This is a genomic window from Mesorhizobium sp. M7A.F.Ca.CA.001.10.2.1 (assembly GCF_003998575.1).
GTDB lineage: Bacteria > Pseudomonadota > Alphaproteobacteria > Rhizobiales > Rhizobiaceae > Mesorhizobium.
The window spans coordinates 1-7340 of the sequence record NZ_RZQY01000281.1 but is presented as its reverse complement, the minus strand read 5'-3'; the positions used below and the strand labels follow the sequence as shown (position 1 = coordinate 7340).

At 61.3% G+C, this 7340-nt stretch carries 8 protein-coding genes; all 8 read left to right on the top strand.

The annotated features are described in order from the left end of the window. Positions 1-395, top strand: a 395-nt coding sequence (locus EN964_RS18655; protein ID WP_164775875.1) for an ATPase, T2SS/T4P/T4SS family, incomplete at its 5' end; no start/stop codon positions are given. A gap of 12 nt (positions 396-407) precedes the next feature. After that, positions 408-716, top strand: a complete 309-nt coding sequence (locus tag EN964_RS18650) for a TrbC/VirB2 family protein (protein ID WP_024502851.1) — start codon at positions 408-410, stop codon at positions 714-716. After that, complete coding sequence (locus tag EN964_RS18645) at positions 716-988, top strand: VirB3 family type IV secretion system protein (RefSeq protein WP_024502852.1); 273 nt, start codon at positions 716-718, stop codon at positions 986-988. Before EN964_RS18650 ends, EN964_RS18645 begins: the two co-directional genes overlap by 1 nt. Next, a complete protein-coding gene (gene trbE / locus EN964_RS18640; RefSeq protein ID WP_024502853.1) occupies positions 982-3432 on the top strand; it encodes a conjugal transfer protein TrbE in 2451 nt (816 codons plus the stop codon). The genes EN964_RS18645 and trbE overlap by 7 nt, the downstream gene beginning before the upstream one ends. After that, on the top strand, positions 3429-4154 hold the full coding sequence (gene trbJ / locus EN964_RS18635) for a P-type conjugative transfer protein TrbJ (protein ID WP_024502854.1): 726 nt from the start codon (positions 3429-3431) through the stop codon (positions 4152-4154). Before trbE ends, trbJ begins: the two co-directional genes overlap by 4 nt. A gap of 33 nt (positions 4155-4187) precedes the next feature. Further along, entirely contained in the window at positions 4188-5510 is a 1323-nt protein-coding gene (gene trbL / locus EN964_RS18630; RefSeq protein WP_024502855.1) for a P-type conjugative transfer protein TrbL, read from the top strand. After that, on the top strand, positions 5511-6242 hold the full coding sequence (trbF, locus tag EN964_RS18625) for a conjugal transfer protein TrbF (protein ID WP_024502856.1): 732 nt from the start codon (positions 5511-5513) through the stop codon (positions 6240-6242). After that, positions 6232-7269 (top strand): P-type conjugative transfer protein TrbG, encoded by a 1038-nt coding sequence (gene trbG, locus EN964_RS18620; RefSeq protein WP_024502857.1) that lies wholly within the window; start codon positions 6232-6234, stop codon positions 7267-7269. The genes trbF and trbG overlap by 11 nt, the downstream gene beginning before the upstream one ends. Positions 7270-7340: the final 71 nt, after the last annotated feature.

The window sequence follows — 7340 nt, the reverse complement described above, 5'->3', positions numbered from 1 at the left end:
GCGTTGCCCTGAGAACAAGGCGGGGCTCGGTCACCCTTGCCGATCTCGTGCGCTCGACGCTGAGGCTCAGGCCGGACCGCATCATCGTGGGCGAGGTGAGGGGCGCGGAAGCGCTCGACATGCTGAAGGCATGGAACACCGGGCACCCAGGCGGCATCGCTACCGTACACGCCAATTCCGCGCGCTCGGCTCTCTATCGCATTGAGCAACTCGCCCAGGAAGCCGTGGTCACCGTTCCCCGCCGGCTCATCGCTGAGGCGATAGATCTGATCGTCTTCATAGCGGGACGCGGCTCGTCGCGCCACATCGACGCAATCGCCGAGGTCACCGGTCTCGACGGCAGCGGCGATTACGCCGTTGCCCCGCTCACGCTTTCGCAACTCCAGCAGCTTTGAAAGGCCTTCCTCATGCGCAAGAAGCTTCGCTTTCTTTCGTCCACAGCGCTCGCGTTTCTTATCACGGCCCCGGTTTATGCCGCCGGCTCAGGCATGCCGTGGGAGCAGCCGCTGCAGCAGATCCTGGAGTCCGTCCAGGGACCGGTCGCCAAGATCGTTGCGGTCATCATCATTATCACCACCGGCCTGACGCTTGCCTTCGGCGACACCGCCGGTGGTTTTCGGCGCCTGATTCAGATCGTCTTCGGTCTGTCGATCGCCTTCGCGGCATCGAGCTTCTTCCTCTCCTTCTTCTCCTTCGGTGGTGGGGCGCTCGTCTGATGGCCGCCGGGGAGCAGCATATCGAGGGCTTCGCAGTACCGGTCCACCGGGCGCTGACCGAGCCGATCCTGCTCGGCGGGGCTCCGCGCGCGGTGGCGATCCTCAACGGTACAGTGGCCGCGGCCATTGGCTTCGGCTTGCAGCAATGGATTGCTGGTCTGGTGCTTTGGATCGCAGGCCACTCGTTAGCGGTGTTTGCCGCAAGACGCGATCCGGACTTCGCCAGCGTGCTTGTGCGCCACCTACGTCTGAAGGGGTGGCTTGCATGCTGAACCTTTCGGAATATCGAAGCAAAGCCGACCGGCTTGCCGACCATCTACCCTGGGCTGCCTTGGTTGCGTCCGGCATCGTGCTCAACAAGGACGGCAGCTTTCAGCGGACGTTGCGGTTCCGCGGCCCGGATCTCGAAAGTGCGACGGAGGCTGAACTCGTCGGCATTTGCGCCCGGGCGAACAATGCTCTCAGACGCCTTGGCTCTGGCTGGGCATTGTTCTTTGAGGCCGAGCGCACAGAAGCGCTGGGCTATCCGAACTCGCATTTTCCTGACGCCGCGTCGTGGCTGGTCGACGAAGAACGCCGCGCTGCTTTCGAGGGGAAGGTAGCGCACTACGAGAGCCGCTATCATCTGACCTTGGTGTTTATGCCACCGCCGGACGCCCAGGCGCGCGCAGAAAGCACGCTCGTCGACTCTCATTATTCCCGAGGAGAAAGAGACTGGCGCCAGGATCTGGCGAGGTTCCGTGACGAGACCAACCGCGTGCTCGATCTCTTCTCGGGTTTCATGTCCGAAGTACGCGTCCTCGATGATGCTCAGACGTTGACCTACCTCCACGGCACGATTTCGCCTCGTCGCCATCCTATCATGGCCCCGGAAACGCCGATATATCTGGATGCAATCCTGGTCGATGCGCCGCTTACCGGTGGCCTGGAGCCGATGCTTGGTGAGCAGCATCTTCGCACACTGACCATCCTCGGCTTTCCGAACCTCACCCGGCCCGGAATCCTCGATACCCTCAATCATCAGGATTTCGCCTATCGCTGGATGACGCGCTTCATTCCGCTCGAGAAAACGGAAGCCACGAAGACGCTGACGCGATTGCGCCGGCAGTGGTTTGCCAAGCGCAAGTCGATCGTGGCAATCCTACGCGAGGTCATTACCAACGAGCCGGTCCCGCTTGTCGATAGCGATGCCGACAACAAGGCGCTCGATGCCGACGAAGCCCTTCAGGCATTGGGCGGTGATCATGTGAGTTTCGGCTATCTCACCACCACCGTGACGGTGTGGGGCGAGGATCGCCAAGCCGCTGCAGAGAAGCTTCGCGCGGTCGAGCGCATCATCAATGGGCTCGGCTTCACCACGATCCGAGAAGGCGTCAATGCGGTCGAGGCTTGGCTCGGCTCATTGCCTGGCCATGTCTACGCTAACGTTCGCCAACCGCTCGTTCATACATTGAATCTTGCCCATCTCATGCCGCTGTCGTCGGTTTGGGCCGGTCCTGCGACAAACGAGCATCTCGCGAAAGTCACCCAAACCGAAGCGCCACCGCTTTTCGTTGCCGAGACCAGTGGGTCGACACCGTTTCGGCTTTCCACCCACGTCGAAGATGTCGGCCACATGCTGGTTGTTGGTCCGACCGGCGCCGGCAAGTCGGTTCTGCTTGCTCTGATTGCTCTGCAGTTCAGGCGCTACGCCGGCGCCCAGGTTTATGTCTTCGACAAAGGCAATTCGGCCCGTGCTGCAACACTTGCCATGGGTGGAGAACACCACGCGCTAGGAGCGGACGGTTCCCTTGCCTTTCAGCCACTGCGCAGCATCAACGACCAGGCTAGCCGAAGCTGGGCGGCCGAATGGATCGCCAGCCTTGTTGCCCACGAGAACGTCACCGTCACGCCGGAGGTGAAGGAGGCTATTTGGTCAGCGCTGGCCAGCCTTGCCACCGCGCCGGCGCAGGAACGCACACTGACCGGTCTTTCGGTCCTGCTTCAATCCAATGCGCTGAAGACCGCATTGATGCCCTACACGCTCGATGGTCCCTTCGGCCGCCTGCTCGATGCCGATCATGATGGGCTGGCCTTGTCGGATGTGCAGTGTTTCGAGACCGAGGAGTTAATGCACAGCCAAGGCGCTTTGCTGCCAGTGCTTACCTATCTGTTCCAGCGACTTGAGGAACGGTTCGACGGACGGCCCACGCTGATCATGCTCGACGAGGCGTGGGTCTATCTCGACAATCCGCTGTTCGCCGCCCGCATCCGCGAATGGCTGAAGGTGCTGCGAAAGAAGAACGTGTCGGTTGTCTTCGCTACGCAGTCGCTGGCTGATATCGCGGGCTCTGGCATAGCGCCGGCAATCATCGAAAGCTGCCCGCAGCGCATTTTCCTTCCCAATGATCGTGCCGTGGAACCCCAGGCGCGCACAGCCTACGAGCGCTTCGGTTTAAGCGAGCGGCAGATCGAATTGATCGCCCGCGCCACGCCGAAGCGTCAGTATTATCTGCAATCGCGCCGCGGCAACCGTCTGTTCGAGCTCGAGCTTGGCCCCATCGCTCTTGCGCTTTGCGGTGCTTCCGATCCGGCCACGCAGACTCTGATCGACAGGATCATGTCCGAAGACGGGCAAGGCAGCTTTGCCTCGCAGTTCCTGATCGCGCGCGGCCTCGATTGGGCCGGCGAACTTCTCAAGCAATTCCCTCAACCAGACAAGGAGCAATTCTCATGATGCGGCGACGCCTTCTCTCCGGCCTGATCACCGTTTCCCTGATCGCCAAGCCTATGGCCGACTATGTGCAGCCCGCCTACGCCCTTATCGTGTTCGATCCGTCCAATTATGCGCAGAACGTGCTGACGGCCGCGCGCGCATTGGAGCAGATCAACAACCAGATCCAGTCGCTGCAGAATCAGGCGACCATGCTGCAGAACATGGCGCGCAATCTTCAGCGTCTGGATTTCTCTTCCGTTGGCCAACTCACCGGTTCGCTCCATCGCATCGACGGCTTGATGGACCAGGCGAGTGGCCTCAGCTTTGATCTGGGCAAGCTTCAAGACCAGTGGCGCAGCCAATATCCGGAAAGCTACGACGCCACGATCAAAGTCAGCGATGTGGCGAGTGCTGCGCGGGAGCGTTGGCAAACCGCCATGCAGGCGTTCCGCCAGACCATGGGTGTCCAGTCGCAAATCGTCGAGAACGTCCGCGCCGACGGCGATCTGCTCGCCGATCTCGTCAACCGCAGCCAAGGGGCGGCCGGTGCGCTTCAGGCAAGCCAGGCCACCAACCAGCTGATGGCGCTTTCGACAAAACAGCAGATGCAGATCCAGACGCTGCTCGCAACGCAGTTTCGAGCTGAGGCCGAGGATGCCGCCCGCAAGGCCCAGTCAGACGAAGCCGCCCGCGAGATGACGAAGCGATTCTTGGGTACCGGCTCGGCTTATCCCGGCAATTAATCACGAGTTCATCACGACGAGAAAGGCAGCGGCATGAACGACCTTGGCGTCATCGATCGCTTCATGGAGACCTTCATCCGCTACATCGACAGCGGGTTCGGTCTGCTATCGGGCGACCTCGCCTTCCTCACTACCATTCTGATCGGCATTGACATCACACTTGCCGGCCTGGCGTGGGCGCTCGGCGACGAAACCAGCGTTCTCGGCCGGCTTGTCCGCAAGGTGCTCTATGTTGGCGTCTTCGCCTTCATTCTGAACAATTTCAAGAACCTCGCCGATATCGTTTATCGTTCTTTTGCCGGTCTCGGGATTAAGGCGTCGGCCGGCAATCTGTCGGCAGACAATCTCTTGCGCCCGGGCCGCATTGCCGCGACCGGTTTCGAAGGTGCTTGGCCAATGCTTGACCAAGCCAGTCAGCTCCTGGGCTTCCCGGAAATCTTCGGCAACGCACTGACCATCTTCGTGCTGCTGATGGCCTGGTTCCTGGTCATCATCGCCTTCTTCATCCTTTCCATCCAGCTTTTCATCACCATCCTAGAGTTCAAGCTCACCACGCTGGCAGGTTTTGTTTTGGTTCCATTCGCACTTTGGAACCGTTCAGCGTTCCTGGCCGAACGCGTGCTCGGCCATGTTATCTCGTCAGGCATCAAGGTGATGGTGCTCGCCGTCATTGTCGGTATCGGCTCCACGCTCTTCGGGGAGTTCGCTTCCGCATTGCAAGGCAAGGAGCCGGATCTTGCCGGTGCCATGTCCCAGGTACTGGGCGCACTGGCACTGCTTGGCCTTGGCATTTTTGGGCCGGGGATCGCGTCGGGTCTTGTCTCAGGCGCACCGCAGCTTGGGGCGGGCGCCGCCCTCGGCACGACCGCGGCGGCAGCGGGTGTATCACTCGTTGCTGGAGGCACAGCATTTGCTGGCGCGCGTATGGCAACCAGCGGCGGTCTCGCCGCCATCCGAGCCGGCACAACAATGGGATCGGCTGCTTCCACGTCATGGCAGATCGGGCGCGCAACCTCGCCCGACGCTGGCCTCTCCGGTGTGGCTGCTGGAATGCATGGTGTAACCAGTGCAGCTGGCGGCGCCGCTATACGCATAGCGCGATCCGCCACTGCAAGTGTTGGGCGCAACGCCGATGCCGGGCGCGATGCCGCGTGGACCGCGACCGGCGGCGCGCCGACAGCGTCAATGACCGAACGCTCTGCCGGTTCGGCCACTGTTTCGGCGCCGACGTGGGCAAGGCGCCTACGTTCTGAACAGACCGCCCGGGCAAATCGCCACGCTGCCGTGCAAGCTGTCCGAGACGGAGACCGGCCGGGAGGCAGCGCCAACCCCTCTCTCAACGACAAGGATGACTAGATGCTCTTCAAGCGACCCGTGCACCGTTACGGCAAAACACCCGAACCGGTCACGCCGTATCAAAAAGCCGCCCAGCTGTGGGACGAGCGCATCGGCTCATCTCGACTGCAGGCCAGGAACTGGCGGATCATGGCCCTTGGCTGCCTGGCCTTGGCGACCGGGCTTTCCGGCGGACTCGTATGGCAGTCGATGCAAAGCCGTGTCGTGCCTTATGTCGTCGAGGTCGATGGCTTCGGCGAGACGCACGCCGTCGCGCCGGCGATCCGGAATTATGAGCCCTCGGATGCTCAGATCGCCTGGCATCTCGGCCGCTTCATCCAGAATGTCCGTTCCGTTTCCACCGATCCGGTTTTGGTACGGCAGAACTGGTTGGCAGCGTACGACTTTGCTAGCGATCGCGCAGCGCTCTTCCTCAACGAATACGCCAAGGCGAACGACCCCTTCGGTCAGATCGGAACGCGCAGTGTTTCGGTACAGGTCACCAGCGTGGTCAGAGCCTCCGAAAGTTCATTCCAGGTCAAATGGACCGAGCAGGTGTTTGAGCGCGGAAGCCTTGCCAGCACGATGCGCTGGACTGCGATCCTCACGATCGTGATCCGCTCGCCAAGCAATACGGATCAGCTGCGCAAGAATCCGCTCGGCGTCTTCATCAATGCCATTGACTGGTCACGCGAGCTCGACAGCGCCGTCCCAGCCCCCCTTTCTCCGACGGAGTCCACCAATGAAAGGTAAAATGTCACCGATTCGTGCCGTGCTGATCCTATCGGTGTCGGCAGCGGTCGTTTCCGCTTGTGCATCGAAGAAGGTGCCGCCGCCTGAGATTTCCTATGACGCTGCCGACTTCAAACCGGCCGCGATCGAAAAAGCGCCGGAGAGGCCGATTAGAATTGTCGAGGTGCCAAAACCACTGCCGCTGCCTGGCCAAATGCAGCCCGAGCCCGGCAAGGCCGAGGACAAGCGCCCTCCTGAAGAACGCGTCGCTGATGCCAACAAAGCCGCGACCCAGCAACCCACCAAGTACGGGTATGTTAATGCAGTGCAAGTCTACCCCTTCACCGATGGCGCGCTTTATCAACTCTATGCCGCGCCGGAGCGCGTGACCGACATCGCTCTGCAGCCGGGCGAGAAACTAACCGCCGTGTCGGCTGGCGACACCGTGCGCTGGGTCATTGGCGATACCGCAAGCGGCACCGGTGACAATCAGCGCACCCATGTTCTGGTAAAACCCTTCGCGCCGGGTCTTGCCACCAATGTCGTCATTACGACGGACCGGCGGACCTATCATTTGCAGCTTCAAAGCACCGAGAAGACCGCAATGGCGGCAATCTCCTGGACCTACAGCCAAGACCAGATCATCGCGCTTCGCCAGCGCAATGCTCAAGCCGAGGCAGTTACACCGGTCGCGTCGAATATCGCGCTCGAAAACCTTCGCTTTCGCTACTCAATCAGTGGCGACACACCGCCCTGGAGACCGACGCGAGCCTTCGACGACGGCAGCAAGGTCTATATTGAGTTCCCTCGTCGCATAGATCAGGGCGAGGCGCCACCACTCTTCATCGTCGGCGCAGATGGGAGCAGCGAGCTCGTCAACTATCGCGTGCGCGGCAACTATTACATCGTCGATCGGCTCTTCGCCGCGGCCGAACTTCGCCTCGGCACCAAGCGGCAGCAGGTGATCCGCATCAGCAGGATTGACGGCAGGCAACCGCAACGGCGGATCTCGCTCTTTCGCGGCAGCCGGCGAGGTGAGGGCTCATGATCGAAAATTCCCGCTCTGGCATCCCGCCGAAACTGGATCCCGAGGAACTGCAGCTTCGGGCCTCTCCCCGC

Bases quoted from the DNA above. Each gene is read 5' to 3' on its own strand.
- EN964_RS18645 (WP_024502852.1), top strand. From the start codon at position 716: ATGGCCGCCGGGGAGCAGCATATCGAGGGCTTCGCAGTACCGGTCCAC.
- EN964_RS18650 (WP_024502851.1), top strand. From the start codon at position 408: ATGCGCAAGAAGCTTCGCTTTCTTTCGTCCACAGCGCTCGCGTTTCTT.
- trbF (WP_024502856.1), top strand. From the start codon at position 5,511: ATGCTCTTCAAGCGACCCGTGCACCGTTACGGCAAAACACCCGAACCG.
- trbJ (WP_024502854.1), top strand. From the start codon at position 3,429: ATGATGCGGCGACGCCTTCTCTCCGGCCTGATCACCGTTTCCCTGATC.
- trbE (WP_024502853.1), top strand. From the start codon at position 982: ATGCTGAACCTTTCGGAATATCGAAGCAAAGCCGACCGGCTTGCCGAC.
- trbG (WP_024502857.1), top strand. From the start codon at position 6,232: ATGAAAGGTAAAATGTCACCGATTCGTGCCGTGCTGATCCTATCGGTG.
- trbL (WP_024502855.1), top strand. From the start codon at position 4,188: ATGAACGACCTTGGCGTCATCGATCGCTTCATGGAGACCTTCATCCGC.